This is a genomic window from Pseudomonas jessenii (assembly GCF_002236115.1).
Taxonomy (GTDB): Bacteria; Pseudomonadota; Gammaproteobacteria; order Pseudomonadales; family Pseudomonadaceae; genus Aquipseudomonas; species Aquipseudomonas jessenii.
The window spans coordinates 741,591-767,574 of record NZ_NIWT01000001.1 but is presented as its reverse complement, the minus strand read 5'-3'; the positions used below and the strand labels follow the sequence as shown (position 1 = coordinate 767,574).

Below are 25,984 nucleotides of genomic sequence, written 5' to 3'. Positions count from 1 at the left end.
TCGCGATAGCGGTGTGCCAGACAACCCAATCATTGGATTTCAGGTCGCTATCGCGAGCAAGCTCGCTCCCACAGTGGTTAGCAGGCGCCCGGCGGGACTACGTCAGCCCAGCATTTCCCGCATCCGATACCAGAACATGCCAAGGGCCAGCAAGGGTGAACGCAGTGCGCGTCCGCCGGGGAAGGTCATGTGCGGCACGGCGCTGAACACGTCGAAGCCTTTGCTGTGGCCGGCATGGATCGCTTCGCCCAACAACTTCGCGCACCAGTGGGTCACGTTCAGGCCATGGCCTGAGTAGCCCTGGGCGTAGAACACGTTCGGGTGCTGGCTCAGGCGCCCGACCTGGGGGAAGCGGTTGGCCGAGATGCCGATCTTGCCGCCCCACTGATAGTCGATGCGCACATCGGCCAGTTGCGGGAACACCTTGAGCATCTGCGGGCGCATGTAGGCGCTGATGTCCGAAGGATCGCGCCCGGAGTAATGGCAGGCACCACCGAACAACAAGCGCCTGTCAGCCGAGAGCCGGTAGTAATCCAGGCCGACCTTCTGGTCGCACAACGCAACATTGTGCGGGATCAGTTTTGCAGCGGCCTCTTGCGACAAGGGTTCGGTGGCGATGATGTAGCTGCCTGCCGGGAGTACTTTGCCGCTGAGCTTCGGTTCGAGCTCTTCCAGATGGGCATTGCAAGCAAGCACCAACGTGCCTGCACTCACAGTGCCACCGGCGCAGCGCACTTGCACCGTGCTGCCATGGGTCAACTCCAGCACCGGGCTCTGCTCGAAAATCCGCACCCCAAGGGACTCGGCGACTTGGGCTTCGCCAAGGACCAGGTTCAGCGGATGCAAATGCCCAGAGCCCATGTCCACCAGGCCGCCGGCGTACACACCGGAGTTCACCACCTGTTCACGGATTTGTTCTGGCGCCACCAGTCGGGTTTCAAAGGCGTAGCCGGATTCAATCAGTTGCACCTGCTCGGCCTTGAGCGCCTTGAACTGGGCCGGGGTATTGGCCAGTTCGCAGAAGCCCCAGCTCAGGTCGCAATCGATGCCGTGCTCGCGGATGCGATTGGCCACGACTTGCACCGACTCGTTCCCGGCGTGTTCCAGGTATTGCACGCCATCGGCGCCGATGTGCTTGGCGAAACCGCTGACGTCATGGCCGATACCACGAATCAACTGGCCGCCGTTGCGCCCGCTGGCGCCCCAGCCGATCCGTCGGGCCTCCAGCAGGACCACCGAGAGCCCACGCTGGGCCAGCTCGATGGCGGTGTTGATGCCGGTGAAACCCGCGCCGACCACACAGACATCGGCCACCAGGTCCGAGGCCAGCGCGGGGCGCTGCCTCATGCCCTTGGCGGACGCTGCGTAATAGGAGTGGGTGTGTTCCTTGGTGTACTGATTCATTTGTTGGACTTCACTTTGCTCCACGAACGGGTCATCAGGCGCATGATCGACTGCGGCGGCGTGGTGGAGATGTAGAGTTTGTCGAGGACTTCCTGGGACGGATAAACCTCGGGGTTGCTGACCAGCTCAGGGTCCATGTACTGCTTGGCGGCCGGGTTCGGGTTGGCGTAGCCGACCGACTCACTGACCTTGGCGATCACTTGCGGGTCCAGCAGGTAGTTGATGAAGGCATGAGCTTCCTTCGGGTTGCTGGCGTCGGCGGGGATGGCCAGCAGGTCGAACCACAGGTTGGCGCCTTCCTTGGGAATGGCGTAGGCGATGTTCACGCCGTTGCCGGCTTCCTTGGCGCGGTTGGCGGCCTGGAACACATCACCCGAGTATCCGAACGCTACGCAGATATCGCCGTTGGCCAGGTCCGACACGTACTTGGAGGAGTGGAAGTAGGTGATGTAGGGGCGGATCTGCAGCAGCTTGGCTTCGGCCTTCTTGAAGTCCTCGGGGTTTTCGCTGCGCGGGTCCATGCCCATGTAGTTGAGCATCGCCGGGAACACTTCGTCCGCCGAGTCCATCATCGACACGCCGCAGGCGCTGAGCTTCTTGATGTTCTCCGGTTCGAACAGCACGGCCCAGGAGTCGATCTTGTCGATGCCCAGCACAGCCTTGACCTTGTCGACGTTATAGCCGATGCCGTTGGTGCCCCACAGGTACGGCACCGAGTGCGCGTTGCCCGGATCGTTTTTCTCCAGCAGCGCCAGCAATTTCGGGTCGAGGTTCTTGAAGTTCGGCAGTTGCTCGCGATCGAGCTTGAGGAACGCGCCGGCCTTCACCTGGCGGGCGAGGAAGTGGTTGGACGGCACCACCACGTCATACCCGGTACGACCGGCAAGCAGTTTGCCTTCCAGGGTTTCGTTGGAATCGAATACGTCGTAGATCACCTTGATCCCGGTCTTGGCCTGAAAGTCGGCGAGGGTGGTTTCGCCGATGTAGTCGGTCCAGTTGTAGACGCTGACCTGTGGCTGAGCCTGGGCAACGGCGCTGAACAAGACCGCGAGTGCGGCCGGGACCATGGATTTCAATAAGCGCATATCGATACCTTCTTGGAATTATTGGATTCTTCAGGTGATCACCTACCTGTGGGAGCGAGCTTGCTCGCGATGGCGGCCTGTCAGTCAACGAAGATATTGGATTCACTGGCCTCATCGCGAGCAAGCTCGCTCCCACAAGGGATGTGTGATCCCATGCGAGAGCGGGTTTTTTAGACGCTGAGCATCAGGAACTCACGCTCCCAGGAGCTGATCACCCGTTTGAAGTTCTCGTGCTCGGCGCGTTTGACCGCGACATAGCCCCGCACGAACTTGCTGCCCAGGTAGCGGCTGATGGTGTCGCATTCTTCCATCTGGGTCAGGGCGTCCTCGATGGTGATCGGCAGGCGCAGGTTGCGACGCTCATAGGCGCGGCCCTGTACTGCAGCGCTTGGCTCGATGCGTTCGACCATGCCCAGGTAACCACACAGCAGGCTGGCGGCGATGGCCAGGTACGGGTTGGCGTCAGCGCCCGGCAGACGGTTCTCGACGCGCATGGCGTCGGGGCTGGAGGTTGGCACGCGCAGGCCGACGGTGCGGTTTTCTTCGCCCCACTCGACGTTCACCGGTGCCGAGGTGTCCGGCAGGAAGCGGCGGAACGAGTTGACGTTCGGCGCGAACATCGGCAGCACTTTCGGGATGTACTTCTGCAGGCCGCCAATGTGATGCAGGAACAGCTCGCTCATGTTGCCATCGGCATCGGCGAAGATCGGCTGGCCGGTGGCAATGTCCACCACGCTCTGGTGAAGGTGCATGGCGCTGCCAGGCTCGTCGCCGACCGGTTTGGCCATGAAGGTCGCCGCCACGTTGTGCTTGAGCGCCGCTTCACGCATGGTGCGCTTGAACACGGTGATCTGGTCGGCCAGGTCCAGGGCGTTGCCATGACGGAAGTTGATTTCCATCTGCGCCGGGCCGTCTTCGTGGATCAGCGTGTCGAGGTCCAGACCTTGCAGTTCGCACCAGTCGTAGACGTCTTCGAACAGCGGGTCGAATTCGTTGGCCGCGTCGATGGAGAACGACTGACGACCGCTTTCGGCGCGGCCCGAACGGCCCATCGGCGCCTTGAGCGGCAGGTCCGGGTCTTCGCAGCGCTGGGTCAGGTAGAACTCCATTTCCGGCGCGACAATCGGCCGCCAGCCTTTATCGGTGTACAACTGCAGGACTTTCTTCAGCACATTGCGCGGCGACAGTTCGATCGGGTTGCCGAACTTGTCGAAGGTGTCGTGGATCACGATGGCGGTCGGCTCGATGGCCCATGGCACCACGTAGACGGCGTCGGCGTCCGGCTTGCAGACCATGTCGATATCCGCCGGGTCGAGCAGGTCGTAGTAGATGTCGTCGTCGACAAAGTCCCCGGTTACCGTTTGCAAAAGGACACTTTCCGGCAGGCGCATGCCTCGCTCATGCAGGAACTTGTTGGTCGGTGCAATTTTGCCGCGTGCAATGCCGGTCAGATCGCTGACGACGCACTCGACTTCGGTAATCTTGTGATCTTTCAGCCAAGTGAACAGCTGATCGAAAGGGACATTCATAAAGACCTCGTTATTGGTTTTATTAACGCCAGGAGAGACCGGTTTCATCCGCCGGACACTTCCCCTGTAGCGCGTTGACGACTATCTTGTGCGAGCCTTGCGGTTCCATCTATCCACTTTAAGCAGCACAAAACGCACCAAAAGAGTGCGTAAGGTCGCCCCATGACAGGTTCCAGTTCCCTCCAGGTCCAAGCGTTCAACACCGCCGATGTCGCCGAGCAAATCCGCGCCACGCCGGGCTGGGTGCAGCAATACCAGCAGATGTCGCCGGGGCACTTCGCGGGTAGGGTGCGTTATCTGGATCTGCAGGGCGTGGAGATTTACGAAGAGTCGATGAACACCCGGGTCGAGCAGAATTTCAGCGCGCCCCAGGGTTCGTTATCGTTCTGTTTCGATCGCGGTGACAACGCGCTGTACGTGTTGAATGGTGAAAGCCGCAACATCTGGATCACCCCGGAGAACTACCAGGAAATCGCCGTGGTGTTCGGGCCGGAGTTTGTAAAGCGCCACAGCCTGGACATCGCCAGGCTTGAAGGGTTGTTCATGGCACCGCTCAACGCCCAGCAGAACGCGCTGTTTTGTCGTTGGCTCAGCGGAACCTTGACGCGGCTGTCGCAGACCTTCGATCCACCGAGCCGCGAAGCGCTGACCCAGCAACTGCTGGAAGATTGCCTGTTCATCCTCGACAACGCGTGTGTCGGCCTCGACCAGGGCGCCTTGCAGCGTCGGGCCGGGGAGCGCTCGATCATGAAACGGGTAGGGGAATGGGCCGCTGACACCCCGGAAGAACATCTCAATCTGCTGGAATTGTCCCAGATCGCGGGGTTTTCACTGCGTCAGTTGCAGCATGCGTTCAAGACCTACACCGGCATGTCGCCGACCCAGTGGCTGCGCCTGCGCCGACTCAACAGTGCCCACCGCGAATTGCTGAGTCGCACGCCGACGCAAACCACCGTGGCTGAAGTGGCGATGCGTTGGTCGTTCTGGCATCTGGGGCGGTTTTCCAGCAGCTATCGTGCGCTGTTCAAGGAGTTGCCGAGCGACACCCTCAAGCGTGCGAGTGTCACGCCGTCCCCTGGTCGCGGCCGACGTTAGAACGTCGGCGGTGTAATCACCCAGATCACCACCGCATCGACATCGCCGGGGTTGCCATAGCGGTGCGGTTCCTGGCTGGAAAAGCTGAAGCTGTCGCCTTCATTGAGCTGGAAATGGCGCTCGCCCACCCACAACTCGAAACTCCCCGAGAGCAAGTAGCCGGCTTCTTCACCGTCGTGGCTGTAGCTTTGCTGGCTGTAGGTGCCGGGCGGGAAACGCGAGTGGAGCATTTCCAGTTGGCGGTTGGCTTGCGGTGTCAGCAACTGGTCGACGATGCCGTCTTCGTAATGCACGTTCAGGCGGCTGTTCTTGCGCACCACGATGCCATCGTCTTCGGGCGCGGTGACCGCTTCACTGGCGAAGAACCACTGGATGGTGACGCCGAGGCTGCGGGCAATGTTGAACAGCGCCGGAATCGACGGGTAGGCGAGGTTGCGTTCCAGCTGGCTGATGTAGCCGGCGGTGAGTTCGCTCTGTTGCGCCAGTTCCGTCAGGGTCATGCCCCGACGCTTGCGCAGGCCGCGAATGCGCGTGCCGAGAAAATGCGGTTCGGCGTTGCCGGGTGCGGGCTGTGTGGTGCTGCTGTTGCTCATGGTCAAATCCGAACCGGGAGGAGTGGCGCAAATCCCCGTAGGAGCGAGCTTGCTCGCGATGGTCGCCAACGATAACGCTGGAAGCCTGACACCCAGCGGTGTTCTCGGGTTCATCGCGAGCAGAGCTCGCTCCTACAGGGTTGGTGTTAGCCGTCTAAGCCCCGGAGTATAAACAGCCTTAAAGCTCCCACGCGACTTTAAGGCCTTCATAAATTGCTTCTTCGGCGGTGCGCGGCGCCAGGCAGTCACCGATCCGGCGAAACGCCACCAGCCCTTGCAACTCCGCGCCCAGGGTATCGACCGGCTGATGCCCCTGGCACAGCACCAGCGTGTCGATGTTCTCCATCAGCATCGGTTCGCCACTGGCGGTGTGTTGCAGGTAAACCGTGTTGTCATCGCAGCCATACAACCGCGCATATGGCGTGATCGGCACCCCCAGTTTATGCAGCTCGCCGGCCAGTTGATCGCGCACGTACAGCGGCAGGTTTTCCCCGCAATGGGTGCCATTGACCGCGAGTTGCACCTGATGCCCGGCGCGAACCAGGCGTTCGGCGATGCCGGGGCCGATCCAGTCGCAGCGCCAGTCCACGACCACCACGGAGCGACCAATCTTTACTTCATCGCGCAATACCTGCCAGGCGTCCACCACCTGCAACTCACCACCGCGCTCGAAGGGCGGCCAGTAGGGCTCGGCACCGGTAGCGACGATCACCATGTCCGGTTTTTCCTGTTCCACCAGTGCCCGGTCGACTCGGGTATTGCGCACTACGCGCACGCCGGCCAGTTCCATTTCCCGCTGCAGGTTGGTGCTGGCACCGCCGAACTCGCTGCGCCGGGGCAGCAATTGCGCGAGCAACACCTGACCGCCCAGTTGCGAACTGGATTCGTACAACGTCACCTCATGGCCGCGCTGGGCCGCGACGGTGGCGGCTTTCATCCCGGCCGGGCCACCGCCGGCGATCATGATGCGTTTGCGCTGTGGCGCTTGTCGCCGTTCGCCGAAGATCAGTTCGCGTCCGGTTTCCGGGTGCTGGATACAGGAAATCGGCAAGCCCTTGTGGAAGTGGCCGATGCACGCCTGATTGCAGGCAATGCACGCCCGCACGTCTTCGACGCGGCCGGTGTCGGTCTTGTTGGGCATTTGCGGATCGCAGATCAGTGCCCGGGTCATGCCGCACACATCGGCCTGGCCACGAGCCAGGATCAGCTCGGCTTCCTGGGGCTGGTTGATGCGCCCGGTGACGAACAACGGAATGTTCAAACTGGCCTTGAACGTCCCGGCTTCCTTGGCCAGGTACGCGGCTTCGATCGCCATGGGCGGCACGATATGTACCGCGCCCCCAAGGGAAGCCGAGGTGCCGGCGACGATATGCACGTAATCGAGCTGCGCTTGCAGTGACTGCACGGCGGCCAGGGATTCGTCCTCGGTCAGGCCTTCCGGGTCGCGCTCGTCGGCGGAAATGCGCAGGCCGATGATGAACTGCGGGTCGGTCGCCGCGCGCACGGCGGCGATGACCTCGCGCAGAAAACGCAAACGCTGGTCCAGCTCACCGTTGTAGCCATCGGTACGCCGGTTGACCCGCGGATTGATGAACTGTGCCGGCAGGTAACCGTGGCTGGCCACGACCTCGACGCCATCAATGCCTGCCTGATGCAGGCGGCGGGCGGCAGCGGCATAACCGGCGACGATCTCGTCGATCATTGCCTGGTCCAGCGCGCGGGGCATCACCCGGAAACGTTCGTTGGGCACCGACGATGCGGAATAGGCCACCGCCAGCAGGCCATCGCTGGACTCCATGATCTCCCGCCCCGGATGGAACACTTGGGACAACACCAGGGTGCCGTGGGCATGGCAGGTTTGCGCCAGTTTGCGGTAGCCCTCGATGCACGCATCGTCGGTGGCCATCAGCACGTGGGAGGTGTAGCGCGCACTGTCATGTACCCCGGCCACTTGCAGCACGATCAGCCCGGCTCCGCCTTCGGCCCGTGCCCGGTGATAGGCGATCAATTGTTCGTTGACCAGGTTGTCGGTGGGCATCGACGTGTCGTGACCGCTGGACATGATGCGGTTCTTCAGGCGCTTGCCACGGATCTCCAGGGGTTCGAACAGGTGCGCGAAGGCGGGTGCAGAGGTCGGCATGGTGCGGGTACTCCTGGCAGGCTACCTCTGTAGGAGCGAGCTTGCTCGCGATGGACGTTAACGATAACGCGTGTTGTCTGGATGAACGCGTCGCCCTCAGGTCCATCGCGAGCAAGCTCGCTCCTACAGAGGCATAAGGTTTTCGGTGTTGTTATTTTTATCTATAGAAATTTACCTTCAGTAAAAAATCAACTTGTTTTTTTACTATGCCTTGCAGTAGTTTCGTCTCGAGCCCGCTCCAGGGCCAAACCTCACAACAATAAAAAAGGGCTGCGCGGGCCTTGGGTCCCGTGGCACCTGCAAGAGGAACCACTGATGAAATCGCACACGCTCAAGCACGGTTTTTATCCCTTGGTGTTGTCCGTGGCCATGGGCCTGGGCAGCGCTCAGGCAGCATCGGACATGGTGGTGGTCGGATACGGCGGAGCCGGACAAAAAGCCCAGGACGTGGCGTTCTTTCAACCCTTCGCCGCCGTGGATCAAAGCAAAGTGATCCAGAGCGAATACAACGGCGAAATGGCCAAAATCAAAGTGATGGTCGATACCGGAAACGTCGACTGGGACGTAGTGCAGATCGAAGGCCCGGACCTGATGCGCGGTTGCGAGGAAGGCATGTACGAGCGCCTGGACTGGACCCGTCTGGGCCATGCCGACCAGTTGATCCCCGAAGCGGCACAGGAATGCGGCTCCGCTGCGCTGGTGTGGAGCGTGGCCATTGCCTACGACACCGACAAACTGGCCCAGGCCCCGACCTCGTGGGCAGACTTTTGGGACGTGAAGAAAACCCCCGGCAAGCGTGGGCTGCGTAAACGCGCGGTGTACAACCTGGAATTCGCCTTGCTGGCGGACGGGGTCAAGACCGAAGACGTCTACAAGGTACTCAGCACCCCGCAGGGCGTGGACCGGGCATTCGCCAAACTCACTGAGCTCAAGCCTTACATCCAGTGGTGGGAGGCGGGCGCGCAACCGCCGCAATGGCTGACCGCCGGCGATGTGGTAATGACCTCGACCTACAGCGGGCGCATCGCCGACGCCGCGCAGAAAGGCAGCCACCTGGGGCTGGTCTGGCCCGGCAGCCTGTACGGCATGGATTACTGGGCGATCATCAAAGGGTCCAAACATGTGGATCAGGCCAAGCGATTCATTGCCTTCGCCAATCAACCGGACGCCCAGGTCAACTACGTGCAACAGATCCCCTACGGCCCGACCAACACCCAGGCCGCCGCACGGCTGGACGACAAACTGGCGCAATGGGTGCCCACCGCGCCGCAGAACCTCAAGGGCGCACTGTCGATGAACGTCGGTTTCTGGGTCGATCATGGCGAAGAGCTCGAAGAGCGCTTCAACGCCTGGGCCAGCAAATAACTGCCGATGGCTGGACGTGTCCGAGCGTCCAGCCTTACTGTCTGCCCCAGCCGATCAGCCTGGAGAACCACAAGAATGAACAACATCGCCACCCACCTGGCACCCGAATGCAGCGCCACCGAGCAGCGCCTGCGTGAGGAACTGGCGGCCTGTTACCGCTTGATTGCGCACTTTCGCATGACCGATTTGATCTTCACCCACATCTCGGTGCGCATTCCGGGGCCGGAGCATCACTTTCTGATCAACCCTTACGGGCTGATGTTCGATGAAATAACCGCGTCCAATCTGGTGAAGATCGACCTTGATGGTCACGCTGTGGAACCGTCGCCGTACCCGGTCAATCCGGCTGGCTTCGTGATCCACAGCGCTATTCATGGCGCCCGCGAAGACGCGCAATGCGTGCTGCACACCCACACCAAATCCGGTTGCGCGGTGGCGGCGTTGAAGTGCGGGCTGTTGCCGGTGAACCAGATTTCCATGGAGTTCTATGGCCGTGTTGCCTACCACGACTACGAGGGCGTGGCGCTGGATTTGAGCGAGCAAAAAAGGCTGGTGGCGGACCTGGGCGACAAATCGGTACTGATGCTGCGCAACCATGGTTTGCTGACTGTTGGCGAAACCGTGAGCCAGGCATTCCTGCGCATGTATTACCTGGAAAAGGCCTGTGAAATCCAGTTGGCCGCCCAGGCCGCCGGTGAAGTCGTACTGCCGTCTGACGAGGTCTGCGCGCATACCGAGCGGCAGTTCAATGATCCGGGGCGGCCGTTGGAGGAAGGGGAGCTGAGTGATCCGGATGCCATGCAACTTGCCTGGGCGGCGTTGTTGAGAATGCTGGATCGAGTGGCGCCGGGTTACCGCGACTGATCCAGATCCTGTGTTGTATGGACTGACGCCATCGCGAGCAAGCTCGCTCCCACAGGGCAAACCACTGTGGGAGCGAGCTTGCTCGCGATGGGCGCGCCACGGTCCCCCTGGCTTACACCCGACTAGAGAAACTGCCCGCTCTTGCTGTACATTCGTTCAGCCCGCCGCTACCCCGCGCGGGCCTAAACGATTGAACCAAGGAGCGTGTCGCCCATGAATCAGGAAGCCCGTTTTTCCCGCATGGAACCGGAGTTGCGCAAAGCCAACCTGATCGAGGCGACGCTGGTGTGCCTCAAGCGTCATGGCTTCCAGGGCGCGTCGATCCGCAAGATTTCCGCCGAGGCCGGGGTCTCGGTGGGGCTGATCAGCCATCACTATTCCGGCAAGGATGAACTGGTGGCCGAGGCTTACATGGCGATCACCGGGCGGGTCATGACCTTGCTGCGTGACGCCATGGAGCAAGCCGCGCCGAATGCCCGGGAACGCTTGTCGGCGTTTTTCCGCGGATCGTTCTCCGCCGAGCTGCTGGATCCGCAACTGATCGATGCGTGGCTGGCGTTCTGGGGCGCAGTGAAAACCGCCGAGGCCATCAACCAGGCCCACGATCATTCCTATGGCGAGTATCGCGGCATCCTGCGCAAGGTGCTGGCGGAACTGGCTCAGGAGGAGGGCTGGGAAAGCTTCGACGCCGACCTCGCCGCCATCAGCCTCAGCGCCTTGCTCGACGGCTTGTGGCTGGAGTCCGGGCTGAACCCCGGCACCTTCACCCCGGAGCAGGGCATCCAGATTTGCGAGGCCTGGGTCGATGGTTTGCAGGCCGGCGGACGACAGCGCTTCTGCGTGCAGACGAGCGACTGTTGATCAGTCGTTCAGCAATCGATACTCTCTGGCGCCGACGCAGGAAAACACTCTAATAAGAAACTGGCCCTCGGGCCTATGCCGGATACCAAGCGATGACTCCTCGGGTATTGATCGTCGATGACGATCCGCTGATTCGCGATCTGCTACACGCCTACCTGTCCCAGGAAGGTTACGACGTCCATTGCGCCGCCACGGCGGAACTGGCGGAAACCTTCCTAGCCAGCCAGAGCGTCGACCTGGTGATGCTCGACATCCGCCTGCCGGGCAAGGACGGCCTGACCCTGACCCGCGAGTTGCGGGTACGTTCGGAGGTCGGGATCATCCTGATCACCGGGCGCAACGATGAAATCGACCGCATCGTCGGCCTCGAATGCGGCGCCGATGACTACGTGATCAAACCCCTCAATCCAAGGGAGCTGGTGTCCCGGGCGAAAAACCTGATTCGCCGGGTACGTCATGCGCAAACGCCTGCGCCCGCCATCGCGGCGGCCAAACCGGTCAAGCAGTTTGCCGACTGGGCGCTGGACACCGACCGCCGTCGCCTGATCGATCCGTCCGGCAGCGAAACCCTGCTGACCCACGGCGAATACCAGTTGCTCAGCGTGTTCCTGCGCAACAGCGGCCACACCCTCAGCCGCGATCAATTGATGGACCAGATCCGCAACCGCGAATGGGTGCCCAACGACCGCTCCATCGACGTGCTGGTCGGGCGCCTGCGCCGCAAGTTGCATGACGATCCGGCCGAACCCCAGTTGATCATCACCATTCACGGCGCCGGTTACCTGTTCACCGCCAGCGTGGCGGCCTGAAGCCGATGGCGCGATGGCTTTGCCTGCTGGCGATACTGGTGGCCGGCCATGCCGTCGCGGCGGACAAGGTTCGCTATTGCGATTACCCGGTGTACCCGCCGATCTCCTGGAGTGATGGCAAGCAGGTGCGTGGCCTGGCGCCCAGCGTGGTGAAGCACTTGTTCGGTCAACTGGGGTATGAAGTCGAGATGGTCGTGCTGGGCAACTGGAAACGCTGCCTGCTGGACGCCGCCGAAGGCCGGGTCGATGTGGTACTGGCCTACAGCACCGCGCAACGGGAGCAGAGCATGCTGTTCTCGACGGTGCCGGTATTGCGTGAAGAAGTGGCGTTGTTCGTCAACCGCCAGCATCCGGTGAAATTCGAACAACTGGACGACCTGGCCCGTTACCGCGGTGGCCTGTTGTTCGGTGAGAGCTACGGCGTGGAGTTCGATCGTATGGTCGCGCGCAACAACAATATCGAATGGGTTTCCGACAGCCACCAGAACTTCGGCAAGCTGATTCGCGGGCGCATCGACTTCATCACTCAGGAGCGGCGCACCGGCCAGCTGTACGTGGAAAACCTGCCCGGCGGCCAGGACATCGTCGCCTTGCCCAAGGCGTTGAACGTGGACTACCTGCGGGTTGCCGTGTCGCGGCGCTCGCCCTTGGCCACTCGCATGCCCGAGATCAATGCGCAGTTGCAGCGCATGGTCGATGCCGGTGACATCGAGCGCTGGCTCAACGAAAGCGAAGTGACCTACCGCGACATGATCAACCTGCCGGCGGATGCGCAATGATTCGCGCCCGTCCCGGTGGACTGTTGCGACGCCTGTTGCTGTTCATTCTGTTGTTCAGCCTGTGCTTCACCGTGCTGGCCAGCAGTGTGCAACTGTATATCGAGTATCGACGGGAAATGCGCGACATCGATTCGCGCATGGAACTGATCCGCGCCGGGTACCTGGCCAGCCTGGAACGCAGCCTCTGGGACTTGAACCAGGAACAGTTGAATGTGCAGTTGCGCGGGCTGGTGGACTTCTCCGACGTCGCGCGGGTGCACTTGACCAGCGCCGATTTCGACCTGGTACAGGGCAATCCGGCCCCTGCGGGACCGCTGCGCATCGAGCGCTTTGCCCTGGACTATCAGCCGCCATCCGGCCCTTTGCGCAACTTGGGTGAACTGGAAGTCAGCACCGATCTGGGGGCGGTGTACCAGCGACTCTACGCCACCGGTTTGACCAGCCTGTTGTGGATGGCGGTGTTTCTCTGCGGTCTGGCCGTTGCCTTGTCGGGCTTGTTTTATCGACTGGTGACCCGGCACCTGAAAGTCATGGCCGAGTTTGCCCGGCGTATCGCCGCCGGTGAATGGCAGGAACCCTTGCACCTGGACAAACGCCGCGGCAGTGACGAAATCGACACCGTGGCCCATGCGCTGGACGACATGCGCCGGGCGATCCTGCGGGACATCGAGCGCCGGGAAACCGATCGGCTGGCCTTGCAGGACAACCGTGACGAACTGCTGAAAATGGTCGAGCGCCGTACCGCCAGCCTGATGCGCGCCAAGGACGAAGCGGAAGCGGCCAACCTTGCCAAGTCGCGGTTCCTGGCGACCATGAGCCACGAACTGCGCACACCCCTCAATGGCATTCTCGGCATGGCCGAATTGCTGCGCGGTGCTCGGCTGGATGCCCAGGACGGCAAACGCCTGGATGCCTTGCACAAGGCCGGCGAAGGCTTGCTGACAATCCTCAACGAAGTGCTGTATTTCGCCAAGCTGGAGGAGGGCGTCAGCCATCCCGAACCGGTGGATTTCTCGCTGCGCCAGTTGCTCGACGAAGTACTGACTCTGTTGGAACCGCGAGCGCTGAACAACGACACGATCCTCAGTTGCCGCGTCGATCAGCGGATTGCCGAGCATCACCACGGCGCCGAGCAGTTCCTGCGCCAAGTGCTGAGCAACCTGCTGGCCAACGCGATCAAGTTCACCGAAGGCGGCGAAGTCAGCGTCGAGGTGGCGCTGCTCAGCGAAACCGGCGAACAGTTGGGACAGCGGCTGCGGGTCTGTGTCACGGACGACGGCATCGGCATTGCCCCGCAGATGCAGGAAAAGATTTTCGAGCGCTTCACCCAGGCCAGCGAAGAAGTCGCGCAACGTTTTGGGGGCACGGGGTTGGGGTTGGCGATCTGCAAACACCTGGTGGAGCAGATGGGGGGCTGCATCGGCGTGGACAGTGAAGAGGGGCGCGGCAGTTGCTTCTGGTTCGAGTTGTCCTTGCAGCCGGCCAGCGGCGTGGCTGAGGCCCCGCCGGTTCGGGCGGCGGGGCCGGCACTGAACATCCTGGTGGTCGAAGACGTGGCGCTCAACCGCGAAGTGGTCAAGGGCTTGCTGCAACGGGACGGCCACCGGGTGTGGCTCGCCGAAGAAGCGGATCAGGCGCTGCAACACTGCGCGGCGCAGGTGTTCGACCTGATACTGCTGGACGTGCATCTGCCGGGCATTAGTGGTGTCGAGTTATGCCGCCAGATCCGCCACAGCGACGGGGCGAACCGCCATACCCGCATTTTCGCCCTGACCGCCAGCGTGCAACCGGCACTGGTGCGCGGTTATCTGGAGGCCGGCATGGACGGTGTCCTGGCCAAGCCCCTGAAACTGGAAAACCTGCGCCAGGTGCTGGAAGGGCATGTGCCTGTGGCCGAATCGCTGCTCAGCGATGAGGCAATGGACTGGCCGCTGTTACAGACCCATCGCAGCCTGCTCGGTGCGCAAAAGGTCCAGGGTCTGCTGGCGGTTCTGCGCGACTCGATCCTGCAGCACCGCGACGCGCTGAATGAAGCCATGGCCGCCGATGACTGCACAGAGGTCGCGCAACTGGCTCACCGCCTGGCCGGTAGCTGTGATTCCCTGGGTTTTCGGGGCTTGGCCAGCACGTTAAGGGCGCTGGAGACCTTGGCGCTGGCAAACGATGAATCGGCGATCCGCCGCATGAGCCTCACGCTCGATGAGCAATTGCAGCATTCGCTCGATACTCTCAAAGGCCTATTGCAGAGCTGACGTACAGGTTTGTTACGACTTCGAACAACTTCGATCTTAACGGTCAACGCGAACTTACATGGCTTTCCAATAATCGACGCAACCGCCGCAGCGCGGTCTTCGAAGCTTATTGGAGATAATAATAATGAATTGCCGTAAAGCTGATCCCTCCCTGCGCCGTGACGTCCTGTCGCGCGCTGCGCACCTCTCTGACTGCTGAGGTGCCGACATGAACGAAAACACTGATCGCAGCACTGATCACAGCACTGATCGTAAAGGCATCCAGCTGACCCGGGCCCTCAAGAGCCGGCACATCTTCATGCTGTCGTTGGGCGGCGTCATCGGCACCGGGTTGTTCATGGGCTCTGGCGTGACCATCAACCAGGGCGGCCCGGTGGGGGCGATCCTGGCTTACCTGGTCGCGGGTTTCCTGATGTACCTGGTGATGGTCTGCCTGGGTGAACTGTCGGTGCAGATGCCGGTGTCCGGTTCGTTCCAGACCCACGCCACAAAATACATCGGCCCGGCCACCGGGTTCATGATCGGCTGGGTGTACTGGATGAGCTGGGCCACCACCGTGGGTCTGGAGTTCACCGCCGCCGGCATGCTGATGACCCGTTGGTTCCCGGAGGTGCCAATCTGGTACTGGTCGGCGCTGTTCGTGGTGGTGCTGTTCGGTATCAATGCCATGGCGACCCGCGCCTTTGGTGAAGCCGAATACTGGTTTTCGGGGATCAAGGTGGCGGCGATTCTCGGTTTCATCGTGGTCGGCGTGCTGGTGATCTTCGGCGTGATGCCCCTGAGCAGCGGCGCACCCGCGCCGATGGCGACCAACCTGATCGGCGATTCGCTGTTCCCCAACGGCCTGTCAGCCGTGTTCGCGGTGATGATGACCGTGGTCTACGCGTTCCAGGGTTGCGAGATCATGGGCGTGGCTGCCGGTGAAACCGATCAGCCGGAAAAGAGCATTCCCCGCGCCGTGCGTAACGTGGTGTTCCGTGTGCTGATCTTCTACGTGCTGGCGATCATCGTGCTGTCGGCCATCGTGCCGTGGCAGCAGGCGGGCCTGATGGAAAGCCCGTTCGTGCAGGTGTTCGACATGGTCGGCATTCCCTATGCGGCCGACCTGATGAACTTCGTGATCCTTACCGCGATCCTGTCGGTGGGCAACTCCGGCCTGTATGCCTCGACGCGCATCCTGTGGGCGATGTCGAAAACCGGCATGGCGCCCAAGAGCCTGTCGCCTTTGAGCAAGCGTGGCGTGCCATTGCGCGCCTTGAGCATCACCCTGTGCTTCGCGCTGGTGTCGCTGATGACCAGCTTCGTCGCCGCCGACACCTTGTTCATGGTGCTGATGGCGGTGAGCGGCATGTCCGGCACCGTGACCTGGATTGTCATCGCGCTGGCGCAGTACAAGTTCCGCAAGGCGTATTTGCGTGACGGCGGCAAACTCAGCGACCTGAAATACCGCGCGCCGTGGTTCCCGGTGCTTCCGCTGATGTGCATCACATTGTGCTGCTCGCTGTTCGTGTTCCTGGCCCTGGATGAAACCCAGCGTCCGTCGCTGTATTGGGGCTTTGGATTCATTGCGCTGTGTTATGGCGCGTACTTCCTGATTCATCGCAAGCGCGGGGCGGTGCTGGCGCCGAGCTTGCCGGCTGCATAACACCTCCAGATAACCACTTCCCCCTGTGGGAGCGAGCTTGCTCGCGATGGCGGCATCAGGTCCAACATCACTGTTGACTGGTCTACCGCTATCGCGAGCAAGCTCGCTCCCACAGTTGATTCAAGCGATTAGCCGCTGGTCGCGACTGTCAGATCTGACAGTAGATTACATGCAGCCTCCACAGCCTAATGAAGCAGTACCCACCGCTCGGTAATGCGAGCTTCAAACCGGCCAGAAAGGAGCGTCCTCATGAAACGTAATCTGATCAGCAACGGAAACTTTGAATCCGGAAACTTCGAACATTGGGCAGTGACCGAGTCCGGTGGAAGAGCAAAAGTCGTCATACACAAAGATAGCTACAGGGCTCAAATCAGAGTGGGTAAGCATGAGACATTAAGGCTCGATACGGGCCGTTTCCGAGCCGGCCCGGGAGAGTTCGATCTTTCCCTTCAGGCCTCCATGCCTGAGTTCAAAGCTGAGGACACGGCTGTCAAACGGCAAGATCCACCAATAATGTTTTGCACACTGCTCGGATGGAGCCTTGCCGAGCCGTTTCCGGTCTTCATCATGCCTATCTTTTTTTGGTTGTCTCAGCCCCAGAAACTCTATGAACACCACGACGTCATACCGTTGGGCGTGGAGAACGTCCAATTGATCATTGCGTTTCAATCTGTATTGGAACCAGCGCTAGTGGGGCCGATCTACCTCGACAACGTGAAGTTCAAGGCGGACCTTCCGGGGTAATGACGCGGTCGAAATGGTTCCACTGCCTCTACCAGTCGTGATGAATAAAGCAAGTACACAACATTTTCCTGTGGGAGCGAGCTTGCTCGCGATTGCGGTAAGTCAGTCAACTGTGATGTTGAATTTGACGCCGTCATCGCGAGCAAGCTCGCTCCCACATTGGTTTGTGGTGGGCAAAAGATCTGCGACTGACGTCCTGTCGCCAGTTGTTCGAAGTTGTAACAGTACCAACGGCTCACGCTCGCCAATCAACAAATAACTCAATAAAAACAATAATTTAACTATCTATTGAGCTTGTTACAGCCCATTTCCCCGCCGATTGCCGCCTTACTGAACACTCGTTTAGTATGGCCTCAAGTCGCATCACCTCAGACCCATTACAATAATTCGAGGATTCCCATGACCACTCAATCGTCGCTGCTCAGTCAGGTCAAAGCAGGCGTTGCCTGGATCACCCTCAATCGCACTGCCCAGCGCAATGCGCTGGACATTCCGACGCTGAAAAACCTGCACGGCTTGCTCGACGGTTTCAACGCCGATCCAGCGGTGCGCGTGGTGGTGCTCACCGGTAGCGGCCGCAGCTTCTGCGCCGGCGCGGACCTTGATGAATGGGCCGATGCCGAAGCCCGGGGTGCGTTGGAAACCTACGGCTGGACCGAAACCGCCCACGCCCTGATGACTCGCCTGCACAGCCTGGAAAAACCGACCATCGCCGCCATCAACGGCACCGCCGTCGGCGCCGGGATGGACCTGACCCTGTGCTGCGACCTGCGCATCGCCGGGCAATCGGCACGTTTCAAGGCCGGCTACACCAGCATGGCGTACTCGCCGGACGCCGGCGCCAGTTGGCACTTGCCGCGCCTGATCGGCAGCGAACAGGCCAAGCGTCTGCTGTTTCTGGACGAATTGTGGGGCGCCGACCGTGCCCTCGACGCCGGTCTGGTCGGCGATGTCTGTGCCGACGATCAATTGCTGACGGTTACCAGCGAACTGGCCGCACGCCTGGCCGCTGGCCCGACCTTTGCCTTCGCCCAGACGAAGAAACTCATGCGTGAAGGCGCCGAACGCAGCCTGGCCGAACAACTGCAGGCCGAACTGGCCGCCGGCCTGTTGTGCGGTCGCAGCGAAGACGGCAACGAAGCCCTGCGTGCCGCCATGGAAAAACGCCCGGCACGCTTCATCGGTCGTTGATTCCTCTCCATCTCCCAGAACACGAACAACAGGTAGCACCATGAATTTCCAACTGACCCAAGAACAAGAAATGTTGGTGGACTCGGTACGCAGCTTCGTCGAGAAGGAACTGCTGCCCTATGAAGAGCAAGTCGACCGCGCCGACGAGGTTTCCCCGGAACTGGCAGCGCAGATTCGCGGCAAGGCCATCGCGGCAGGTTTCTACGCCTTCAACATGCCCGAAGAAGTGGGTGGTGGCGGTCTGGACTACCTGTCCCAGGCGCTGATCGAGCGAGAGCTGTCCAAGGTGTCCTGGGCGCTGCACGTGTTTGTCGCACGGCCGTCGAAAATCCTCATGGCTTGCAAGGGCGAGCAGATCAACGACTACCTGTTGCCGTGCATCCAGGGCGAAAAAATCGACTGCTTCGCCTTGACCGAGCCGGGTGCCGGCTCCGACGCCAATGCGATCAAGACCCGCGCCGTGCGTGAAGGCGACGACTTCATTCTCAACGGCAGCAAGCACTTCATCAGCCACGCCGGCCATGCCGATTTCGCCATCGTCTTCGCCGTGACCGACACCTACGAGCACAACGGCAAGAAGCGCAACGCCGTGACTTCGTTCCTGGTCGACCGCAACACTCCGGGCATGACCATCCGCCGTGGGCCGAAGTGCGTGAGCAACCGCGGCTATCACACCTTCGAAATGTTCTTCGACGATTGCCGCGTACCGGCCAGCAAAGTGCTGGGCGAAGTCGGCAAGGGTTGGGACGTGGCCAACGCCTGGCTGACCGCCGGGCGCGTGATGGTCGCGGCCAACTGTGTCGGTCAGGCCCAGCGCGCACTGGACGTGTCCTTGCAATGGGCGGCGGACCGCAAGCAATTCGGCCAGCCGATCGGCACCTATCAAGGCGTGTCTTTCAAGCTGGCGGACATGGCCACGCAAATCCGCGCCGCGGAACTGCTGACCCTGCACACCGCCTGGAAAATGGACCAGGGCACCATGACCGATGGCGAGGCCGGCATGGCCAAGCTGTTCGCCAGTGAAGTGCTGGGTCGCGCGGCCGACGAGGCAGTGCAGATCTTTGGTGGCATGGGCCTGATGGACGAAGGTCCGGTGGAGCGCATCTGGCGCAACGCGCGGATCGAACGGATCTGGGAAGGCACTTCGGAAATCCAGCGCCACATCATTTCCCGCGAGCTGCTGCGGCCGCTGCTGCGCTGATCGGCCCGGAGAACTCCCATGTCCCAAACCATTCGTGACAACCTCAAACGCATGCTCGCGCCGCAACACGTGGCGTTCGTCGGCGGCCGCAGCATGGCGCGCGCCCTCAAGCGCTGTGCCGAAGGCGGCTACCAAGGGCAAATGTGGCTGGTCAATCCGCAGCACGACAGCCTCGAAGGCGTTCCTTGCGTGCGCAGCGTTGCCGAGCTGCCTTGCGGCCCGGACGCGGTATTTATTGCGACCAACCGTGAGTTGACCCTGACTTGCGTGGCCGAACTGGCCGCCATCGGCGCAGGCGGCGCGATCTGCTACGCCTCCGGCTTCGCCGAGACCGGTGCCGAAGGCCAGGCCCTGCAACAGCAACTGCTCAAGGCCGCTGGCGACATGGCCTTGCTCGGCCCCAACTGCTACGGCCTGCTCGACTACCTGCACAGCTCCGCTCTGTGGCCGGTGGCCCACGGCGGCAAGGCAGTTGAGAAGGGTGTGGCGGTGCTGACTCAGAGCGGCAATTTCGCCTACAACCTGTCCATGAGCGACCGCTCGTTGCCGGTGGCCTACATGGCCTCGGTGGGCAATCAGGCGCAACTGGGCGTGGCTGAACTGATGGACGTGTTGCTCGACGAACCTCGAGTCACCGCCATCGGCCTGCATCTGGAAGGCCTGAAGAATGTGCCGGGTTTTGCCCGCGCTGCGCACAAGGCGCTGGAGAAGGGCATTCCGATCATCGCCCTGAAAACCGGCGTGTCGCAGATCGGTGCCGAACTGGCCTTGAGTCACACCAGTTCGCTGTCCGGCTCCGATGCGCTGTATGACGCGCTGTTCGACCGTCTCGGGGTGATTCGCGTCAGCGGCCCGGTGAGTTTTGTCGAAACCCTCAAAGCCGCGGCCTGCGGCAATCTGCCTGCGGGCAACAGCCTGATTGCGCTGGCCTGTTCCGGTGGCGACGCCGGGTTGATTGCCGACTACGCCGAACGCAACGACCTGGGCCTGCCGAAACTCGACCAAGGGCAGGTCGGCGAACTCGCGCAAGTGCTGCCGACCTACGCCAACCTGGTCAACCCGCTGGATTTCACCACGGCGATCTGGGGCGACGGCGAAGCCTTGAACCGCATGCTCGACAGCGCGCTGCGCACCGAAGCCGACGCGGCGATGCTGGTGCTCGACTATCCGTCGGAGTTCACCGGCGAGCGCAAGGAATGCGACCTGCTGCTGGAGTTGTACTGCGCGGCACTGCAACGTCACGGCAAGACCGGCTTTGTCACCTCGGCCTTCCCTGAATTGCTGCCGGCCCATGCCCGTGAACGTCTGCACGCCCAAGGCGTCGCAGCCTTGCAGGGCGTTGAAGACGGGTTGGCCGCGTGGGGCCGCATCGCCGGTTATCAGCGCAATCGCCATGCCTTGCTGGCGCTGGGGGAATCGGCGCTGGTGCCGTTGTGCCCGCAGGCGCTGGAAGGCGAGGGACGCTTGCTCAATGAATGGGATTCCAAACAGGCGTTAAAAGCCTTTGGCCTGCCGACGCCCAACGGCAAATTGAGCACGCCGGACAAGGCGCTGAGGGACGCAGAAACCCTGGGTTATCCGCTGGTACTCAAAGCGGTCAGCGCTCAACTGCCACACAAGACCGAGGCCGGTGCCGTGGCGCTGAACCTCAAGGATGGCGCGGCATTGAGCGCTGCCCTGGAGAAGATGCGCACCAGCATTGCCGCTTACGCCCCGGGCGTCGTGTTCGATCAGCTGTTGCTCGAACCCATGGCCAAGCCGCCACTGGCTGAGCTGATTGTCGGCATCAAGCGCGAAAACGATTTCGGCCTCGCCCTGGTGATCGGTGCCGGCGGCATTCTGGTGGAGTTGCTCAAGGACAGTCGCAGTCTGTTGCTGCCGACCACCGACGGCGCGATCCGCAATGCCTTGCTCAGTCTGCGCAGCGCACCGCTACTGCAAGGTTTCCGTGGTCGTGAGTCCGCAGATCTCGACGCCCTGGTGGCCGCGATCCGCGCCGTGGCCGATTACGCCTGCGAAAACGCCGCGCAGTTGCTGGAACTCGATGTGAACCCATTGTTGGTCAGTGCCCAAGGCACGACTGCGGTCGATGCGTTGATTCGCTTCGGCCACGAGTGAGGACATGAACATGCAAAGCAAAACATTGACCGGTGGCCAGGCCCTGGTGCGCCTGTTGGCCAACTACGGCGTCGATACCGTGTTCGGCATTCCCGGCGTACACACCCTGGAGCTGTATCGCGGCTTGCCCGGCAGCGGCATCCGTCATGTGCTGACTCGTCATGAGCAGGGCGCCAGTTTCATGGCCGACGGCTACGCCCGGGTCAGCGGCAAACCCGGCGTGTGCTTCGTCATCACCGGCCCCGGCGTGACCAACGCCGCCACCGGCATCGGCCAGGCCTACGCCGACTCGATTCCGATGCTGGTGATTTCCAGCGTCAACCACAGCGCCAGCCTGGGCAAGGGTTGGGGCAGTCTGCACGAGTGCCAGGACCAGCGCGCAATGACCGCGCCGATCACTGCGTTCTCGGCCGTGGCACTGACTGCCGAAGACCTGCCGGAACTGATCGCCCGTGCCTACGCAGTGTTCGACAGCGAGCGCCCGCGCCCGGTGCACATCTCGGTGCCGCTGGACGTGTTGTCGGCGCCGATTGCCCGTGACTGGAGCAATGAGGTGGTGCGTCGTCCAGGTCGTGGCCCGGCATCGACCACCGCAATTGATCAAGCCGTGGCGAAACTCAACGCTGCCAAGCGACCAATGATCATTGCCGGTGGTGGCGCCTTGAATGCCACCTCTGAGCTGCAAGAAATCAGCACCCGACTGGCCTCGCCACTGTTCACCAGCGTCGCCGGTAAAGGCCTGCTGCCGCCGGACGCGCCGCTCAACGCCGGCTCATCCCTGTGTGTGGAGCCGGGCTGGAACCTGATCGCCGAGGCCGACGTGGTGCTGGCGGTCGGCACCGAAATGGCCGACACCGACTTCTGGCGCGAACGCCTGTCACTCAATGGCGAACTGCTGCGCGTCGACATCGACCCACGCAAATTCAACGACTTCTACCCCTGCGCGGTGGCGTTGCATGGCGATGCGCAACAAACCCTCAGTGGCTTGCTTGAGCGCCTGCCAACCGACGTGCGCGAGGCCAGCGCTGCGATTGCCTCGGTCGCCGCACTGCGTGAAGCGGTCAAGGCCAGCCATGGCCCGTTGCAGTCGATCCATCAGGCGATTCTGGATCGCATTGCGGCGGAGCTGCCGGAAAACGCCTTCATCAGCACCGACATGACCCAACTGGCCTATACCGGCAACTATGCCTTCGACAGCCTCGCCATTCGCAGTTGGTTGCACCCGACCGGCTACGGCACCTTGGGATATGGCCTGCCGGCCGGGATCGGCGCCAAATTCGGTGCGCCGCAGCGGCCTGGGCTGGTGCTGGTGGGCGACGGTGGTTTCCTCTACACCGCCCAGGAACTGGCCACCGCCGTGGAAGAACTGGACAGCCCGCTGGTGGTGCTGCTGTGGAACAACGATGCGCTGGGGCAGATCCGCGACGACATGCTCGGCCTGGACATCGAGCCCATCGGCGTATTGCCGCGCAACCCGGATTTCGCCGCCCTCGCGCGTGCGTTCGGCTGCACCGTGACCCAGCCGCAAAGCCTCGCCGAGTTGCAGACCGACTTGCGCCATGGCTTCAAGCGCAGCGGCGTGACCCTGATCGAACTCAAGCATGCCTGTGCGCATTGATCTGCATTTTAAGGGGATGAAGCCATGCGCTTTTCCGATCTGACTCAACGTATCGCCGGTGACGGCGCCGCCGCGTGGGACATTCACTACCGCGCCCTGGCACTGCGCGAACAGGGTGAAGACATTCTGCTGTTGTCCGTGGGCGACCCGGATTTCGACACGCCACAGCCCATCGTGCAGGGTGCCATCGATAGCCTGCTAAACGGCAACACGCACTATGCCGAGGTGCGCGGCAAGCGTGCCCTGCGCGAGGCCATTGCCAGGCGTCATCAACAACGCAGCGGCCAAAGCGTTTCGGCCGATCAGGTCACCGTACTGGCCGGGGCGCAATGTGCGCTGTTCAGCGTGGCCCAATGCGTACTCAATCCGGGTGACGAAGTGATCGTCGCCGAGCCCATGTACGTCACCTACGAAGCGGTATTCGGTGCTTGCGGTGCCGTGGTGGTGCCGGTGCCCGTACGCTCGGAAAACGGCTTTCGCGTGTTGCCCGAAGATGTCGCCGCGCGCATCACGCCACGCACCCGGGCACTGGCACTGAACAGCCCGCACAACCCGTCCGGCGCCAGTTTGCCGCGCAGTACATGGACGGCTTTGGCTGAATTGTGCATCGCCCACGACCTGTGGCTGATTTCCGATGAGGTCTACAGCGAACTGCTGTTCGAAGGCGAACACGTCAGCCCGGCGAGTCTGCCGGGCATGGCCGAGCGCACCGCGACCCTCAACAGCCTGTCGAAATCCCACGCCATGACCGGTTGGCGCGTCGGCTGGGTGGTGGCGCCGCCATCTTTGGCCGCGCACCTGGAAAACCTCGCGTTGTGCATGCTCTACGGCTCGCCGGATTTCATTCAGGACGCCGCCGTGGTGGCCCTGGAAAGCAACCTGCCGGAACTCGAAGCCATGCGCGAAGCCTATCGCCAGCGTCGCGATCTGGTGTGCGACAGCCTGGCCGATTGCCCCGGCGTGCGGGCGTTGAAACCCGATGGCGGAATGTTCGTGATGCTCGATATCCGTCAGACCGGGCTCAGCGCCCAGGCGTTTGCCGACCGTCTGCTGGATCGCCACGGCGTGTCGGTCCTGGCGGGCGAGGCCTTTGGTCCGAGCGCGGCGGGGCACATTCGCCTCGGTCTGGTGGTCGGTGCCGAACCGCTGCGCGATGCCTGCCAGCGCATTGCCCGTTGTGCCCAGGAATTGATGGAGGCCCAGGTTCATGCTTAATCACAAGACACTGTTCATTGATGGCCGCTGGCAAACCCCGTCGGGGCGGGGCATCGCCGAGGTGATCAACCCGGCCACCGAGGAAGTCTGCGGCAGCGTTCCGCTGGGTGATGAACTCGATGTTGAAAACGCCGTGGCGTCGGCTCGCCGGGCCTTCGCTTCATGGTCGCGCACGCCGTCCAGCGTGCGTGCCGGTTATATCCGTGCACTGGCCGATCAACTGCGCAATCGTGCCGATGAGATGGCCGCGGTCATCACAACGGAACTGGGCATGCCGGTGCAATGGTGCCGCTCGGTGCAGGTCGACGGGCCGATCACTGGCCTTGAGCAGTACGTCGAACTGGCGCATCTCATGGACGAGGTGCGCGAAGTCGGCAACTCACTGGTGATCCGCGAGGCCGTGGGTGTCTGCGCGTTCATCAATCCGTGGAATTACCCGCTGCACCAGTTGATCGGCAAACTCGCCCCGGCACTGGCCGCCGGTTGCACGGTGGTGGTCAAGCCGAGTCAGGAAACCCCGCTGCATGCCTTCCTGCTGGCGCAGATGATCGAGGACATCGGCCTGCCTGCCGGGGTGTTCAACCTGGTCAGCGGTCCGGGCTCGAAAGTCGGCGAAGCGCTGGCCAAACACCCGGACGTGGACATGGTGTCGTTTACCGGCTCCACCGGTGCCGGGGTGCGGGTCGCGCAAGCGGCGGCACCTTCAGTCAAGCGCGTGTGCCTGGAACTGGGCGGCAAGTCGCCGTTGCTGATCGCCGAGGATGCCGATCTGGCAGCGGCGGTGCGCTACGGCGTGCAAGACGTGATGATCAACTCCGGCCAAACCTGCACCGCGCTGACCCGCATGCTGCTGCCGGCCAGCCGCTACGCGGAGGCCGTCGAACTGGCGCTGGCGGAAACGTTGAGCCTGCGCATGGGCGATCCCCTCGACCCGCAAAGCTTCCTCGGCCCGATGTGCTCGGCCGGGCAAAAACGCACTGTGCTCGATTACATCAAGGTCGGCCAACAGGAAGGCGCACGACTGCTGTGCGGCGGTGACACGCCAACGACGTTCGAGCGCGGGTTCTATGTCAGCCCGACACTGTTCGCCGATGTCGACAACCGCATGCGCATTGCCCAGGAAGAAATCTTCGGCCCGGTGCTATGCCTGATTCCCTACGCCGATGAGGCGCAAGCGATCCAGATCGCCAACGACTCGCCGTTCGGCCTGTCCAGCGGCGTCTGGGCCGGCAGTGCCGAGCGTGCCTTGCAACTGGGGCGTCAGCTACGCGCCGGTCAGTGCTTCCTCAACGGTGCCGCATTCAATTATCAGGCGCCGTTCGGTGGCTACAAACAGTCGGGTAACGGTCGCGAATGGGGTGAGGAGGGGCTGAACGAGTTCGTCGAAGTGAAGGCGATCCAGGTGTGACGGTTGGCGATTCAAACGTTGTATGCACCGGGCCATGGCCCGGTGTCTTGCGTGGTTTTGAACCGGTA

At 62.1% G+C, this 25,984-nt stretch carries 20 protein-coding genes; 15 read left to right on the top strand and 5 right to left on the bottom strand.

Translation table 11 applies throughout. The features are described 5' to 3' along the window. Positions 1-102: 102 nt before the first annotated feature. From PSJE_RS03505 to PSJE_RS03495, 3 genes are all read right to left on the bottom strand, one after another. Positions 103-1,404 (bottom strand): NAD(P)/FAD-dependent oxidoreductase, encoded by a 1,302-nt coding sequence (locus PSJE_RS03505; RefSeq protein WP_090455085.1) that lies wholly within the window; start codon positions 1,402-1,404, stop codon positions 103-105. Continuing rightward, positions 1,401-2,489, bottom strand: a complete 1,089-nt coding sequence (locus tag PSJE_RS03500) for a polyamine ABC transporter substrate-binding protein (RefSeq protein WP_057714933.1) — start codon at positions 2,487-2,489, stop codon at positions 1,401-1,403. The genes PSJE_RS03505 and PSJE_RS03500 overlap by 4 nt, the downstream gene beginning before the upstream one ends. Before the next feature lie 170 nt (positions 2,490-2,659). Further along, positions 2,660-4,018 carry a glutamine synthetase family protein gene (locus PSJE_RS03495; protein ID WP_090455086.1) on the bottom strand — a complete coding sequence of 453 codons (1,359 nt, stop codon included), beginning with the start codon at positions 4,016-4,018 and terminating at the stop codon, positions 2,660-2,662. A 162-nt stretch (positions 4,019-4,180) separates the two neighbouring features. Here PSJE_RS03495 and PSJE_RS03490 point away from each other — a divergent pair, with 162 nt between their 5' ends. Next, the gene (locus PSJE_RS03490; protein WP_057714931.1) at positions 4,181-5,113 is read left to right on the top strand and encodes a helix-turn-helix domain-containing protein; all 933 of its coding nucleotides are present in this window, start codon (positions 4,181-4,183) and stop codon (positions 5,111-5,113) included. On the opposite strand, the gene PSJE_RS03485 is transcribed toward PSJE_RS03490, so the two are convergent. Next, positions 5,110-5,706, bottom strand: coding sequence for a cupin domain-containing protein (locus tag PSJE_RS03485; protein WP_090455087.1), 597 nt, complete (start codon positions 5,704-5,706; stop codon positions 5,110-5,112). The two genes, PSJE_RS03490 and PSJE_RS03485, sit on opposite strands and share 4 nt — an antisense overlap. Positions 5,707-5,884: 178 nt before the next feature. Further along, entirely contained in the window at positions 5,885-7,846 is a 1,962-nt protein-coding gene (locus tag PSJE_RS03480; RefSeq protein WP_090455088.1) for an oxidoreductase, read from the bottom strand. Between the two features lie 315 nt (positions 7,847-8,161). On the opposite strand from PSJE_RS03480, the gene PSJE_RS03475 reads away from it, so the two are divergent. From PSJE_RS03475 to PSJE_RS03410, 14 genes are all read left to right on the top strand, one after another. Beyond that, a complete protein-coding gene (locus PSJE_RS03475; protein ID WP_057714928.1) occupies positions 8,162-9,211 on the top strand; it encodes an ABC transporter substrate-binding protein in 1,050 nt (349 codons plus the stop codon). Positions 9,212-9,286: 75 nt separating this feature from the next. Then, positions 9,287-10,075 carry a class II aldolase/adducin family protein gene (locus PSJE_RS03470; RefSeq protein ID WP_090455089.1) on the top strand — a complete coding sequence of 263 codons (789 nt, stop codon included), beginning with the start codon at positions 9,287-9,289 and terminating at the stop codon, positions 10,073-10,075. 213 nt (positions 10,076-10,288) lie between these two features. After that, the gene (locus PSJE_RS03465; protein WP_090455090.1) at positions 10,289-10,936 is read left to right on the top strand and encodes a TetR family transcriptional regulator C-terminal domain-containing protein; all 648 of its coding nucleotides are present in this window, start codon (positions 10,289-10,291) and stop codon (positions 10,934-10,936) included. A gap of 92 nt (positions 10,937-11,028) precedes the next feature. After that, positions 11,029-11,745 carry a response regulator gene (locus PSJE_RS03460; RefSeq protein ID WP_090455091.1) on the top strand — a complete coding sequence of 239 codons (717 nt, stop codon included), beginning with the start codon at positions 11,029-11,031 and terminating at the stop codon, positions 11,743-11,745. Positions 11,746-11,750: 5 nt separating this feature from the next. Then, on the top strand, positions 11,751-12,524 hold the full coding sequence (locus PSJE_RS03455) for a substrate-binding periplasmic protein (protein WP_090455092.1): 774 nt from the start codon (positions 11,751-11,753) through the stop codon (positions 12,522-12,524). Beyond that, the gene (locus PSJE_RS03450) at positions 12,521-14,776 is read left to right on the top strand and encodes an ATP-binding protein (protein WP_090455093.1); all 2,256 of its coding nucleotides are present in this window, start codon (positions 12,521-12,523) and stop codon (positions 14,774-14,776) included. The genes PSJE_RS03455 and PSJE_RS03450 overlap by 4 nt, the downstream gene beginning before the upstream one ends. A gap of 208 nt (positions 14,777-14,984) precedes the next feature. Continuing rightward, entirely contained in the window at positions 14,985-16,421 is a 1,437-nt protein-coding gene (locus PSJE_RS03445) for an amino acid permease (RefSeq protein ID WP_090455094.1), read from the top strand. A gap of 249 nt (positions 16,422-16,670) precedes the next feature. After that, positions 16,671-17,165, top strand: a complete 495-nt coding sequence (locus tag PSJE_RS03440) for a carbohydrate binding domain-containing protein (RefSeq protein WP_090455095.1) — start codon at positions 16,671-16,673, stop codon at positions 17,163-17,165. Between the two features lie 399 nt (positions 17,166-17,564). After that, positions 17,565-18,356, top strand: a complete 792-nt coding sequence (locus PSJE_RS03435) for an enoyl-CoA hydratase/isomerase family protein (protein WP_090455096.1) — start codon at positions 17,565-17,567, stop codon at positions 18,354-18,356. A 40-nt stretch (positions 18,357-18,396) separates the two neighbouring features. Further along, the gene (locus PSJE_RS03430; RefSeq protein ID WP_090455097.1) at positions 18,397-19,557 is read left to right on the top strand and encodes an acyl-CoA dehydrogenase family protein; all 1,161 of its coding nucleotides are present in this window, start codon (positions 18,397-18,399) and stop codon (positions 19,555-19,557) included. Positions 19,558-19,575: 18 nt separating this feature from the next. Further along, the gene (locus PSJE_RS03425) at positions 19,576-21,675 is read left to right on the top strand and encodes an acetate--CoA ligase family protein (protein WP_090455098.1); all 2,100 of its coding nucleotides are present in this window, start codon (positions 19,576-19,578) and stop codon (positions 21,673-21,675) included. Between the two features lie 10 nt (positions 21,676-21,685). Further along, entirely contained in the window at positions 21,686-23,293 is a 1,608-nt protein-coding gene (locus PSJE_RS03420; RefSeq protein WP_090457867.1) for a 5-guanidino-2-oxopentanoate decarboxylase, read from the top strand. Between the two features lie 24 nt (positions 23,294-23,317). Next, the gene (locus tag PSJE_RS03415) at positions 23,318-24,508 is read left to right on the top strand and encodes a pyridoxal phosphate-dependent aminotransferase (protein WP_090455099.1); all 1,191 of its coding nucleotides are present in this window, start codon (positions 23,318-23,320) and stop codon (positions 24,506-24,508) included. Further along, the gene (locus PSJE_RS03410; RefSeq protein WP_090455100.1) at positions 24,501-25,916 is read left to right on the top strand and encodes an aldehyde dehydrogenase family protein; all 1,416 of its coding nucleotides are present in this window, start codon (positions 24,501-24,503) and stop codon (positions 25,914-25,916) included. The genes PSJE_RS03415 and PSJE_RS03410 overlap by 8 nt, the downstream gene beginning before the upstream one ends. Positions 25,917-25,984: the final 68 nt, after the last annotated feature.